Origin of the sequence: Ideonella azotifigens (genome assembly GCF_006519715.1) — a bacterium.
Lineage (GTDB): Bacteria > Pseudomonadota > Gammaproteobacteria > Burkholderiales > Burkholderiaceae_C > Ideonella > Ideonella azotifigens.
This window is the reverse complement of the sequence record NZ_VIDT01001111.1, coordinates 1-1,221: the sequence shown is the minus strand read 5'-3', so window position 1 is coordinate 1,221 and position 1,221 is coordinate 1. Positions and strand designations below refer to the sequence as shown.

Sequence of the window (1,221 nt, the reverse complement as noted above, 5' to 3'; positions counted from 1 at the left end):
TGCCGCGCGCCGCATGGACCTGCGCGTGCGCGAGGCCTTGTCCGGCCGCTCGCTGGACCAGTTCGCTGCATAGGGCGTCGCGCCCATCCGGGTGCCGATTGAGGCGCCTCTTCATCTCCGTTCTCCAAAAGGCCTGCCATGAGCTCCTCCGCCGATCCGCAGGCCCTGCCTGCGTCCGTCCCTTCTGCCAACGCCGCCGCCACCTCGGCCGCCACGCCGGAGCGCACCCAGGTGACCGTGCTGCCGCATGCCGAGCTGTGCCCGCAAGGGCTGGTGCTGCAGGCCAGGCGAGGGCGCAAGCTGGTGGACGAGTTGCTGGCGGCTGGCGTGGCCATCGAGCACGCCTGCGAGAAGGTCTGCGCCTGCGCCACCTGCCATGTGCACGTGCGCGCTGGCGCCGAGTCCCTGGCCCCGGCCGACGAGGAAGAGGAAGACCAGCTCGATGACGCCTGGGGCGTGGACCCGCAGTCGCGCCTGTCCTGCTGCGTGCGGGTCAAGGGCGAGGCCCTGGTGATTGAGCTACCGCGCTACACCAAGAACCATGCGCGTGAGCGCTAAGAAGCCGAGCCTCACCCGCTGCGCGTCGGCTGTCGAACAAGCGACAAATGACACAGGCCCTCCGCGCGCCCGAACAAGTCAGAGATTTCCTTGTGAATCAATGACTTGAGTGACCTGAGTGGCATGGCACACCGCTTGCGATGAAGCACTCAGCAATGCAAGGAAGGCACATGCAAGCCCCTGGATCTCCCCGGCCCTTCACAATCAACGACACCACGCTGCGCGACGGTGAGCAGACCGCGGGCGTGGCCTTCAGCGACGACGAGAAGCTGGCCATCGCCAGCGCACTCGACGCCGCTGGCGTGCCGGAGATGGAGGTGGGCGTGGCGGCGATGGGGCCGCATGAAGAGGCGGTGATCCGAGCCATCCAGCAGCTGCGGCTCAACGCCCGCACCATGGTCTGGGGCCGCATGTGCGAGGCCGATCTTGCTGCGGCCCTGCGCTGCGGCGCGGACATCGTGCACCTGTCGATCCCGGCCTCCGACATCCAGATCGAGCGCAAGCTGCGGCGCGACCGGGCCTGGGTGCTGGCCACGATCACGCAGTTCGTGCGCCGCGTGGCGGACGCTGGCGCGCGCATCAGCGTGGGCTTCGAGGATGCTTCGCGCGCCGACGATGCCTTCCTCGCCCGCGCCGCCACCACCGCGCAGGCCGCGGGCGCAG

The 1,221-nt window shown here is 69.2% G+C and carries 2 protein-coding genes; both read left to right on the top strand.

Going from position 1 to position 1,221, the window contains the following annotated elements; translation table 11 throughout:
- Positions 1 to 138: 138 nt before the first annotated feature.
- Positions 139 to 558 carry an ISC system 2Fe-2S type ferredoxin gene (gene fdx, locus FKP22_RS30955; RefSeq protein ID WP_141292005.1) on the top strand — a complete coding sequence of 140 codons (420 nt, stop codon included), beginning with the start codon at positions 139 to 141 and terminating at the stop codon, positions 556 to 558.
- 170 nt (positions 559 to 728) lie between these two features.
- Positions 729 to 1,221: hydroxymethylglutaryl-CoA lyase-like TIM-barrel protein (locus FKP22_RS30950; protein ID WP_510606737.1), on the top strand; the 493-nt coding region annotated here is incomplete at its 3' end.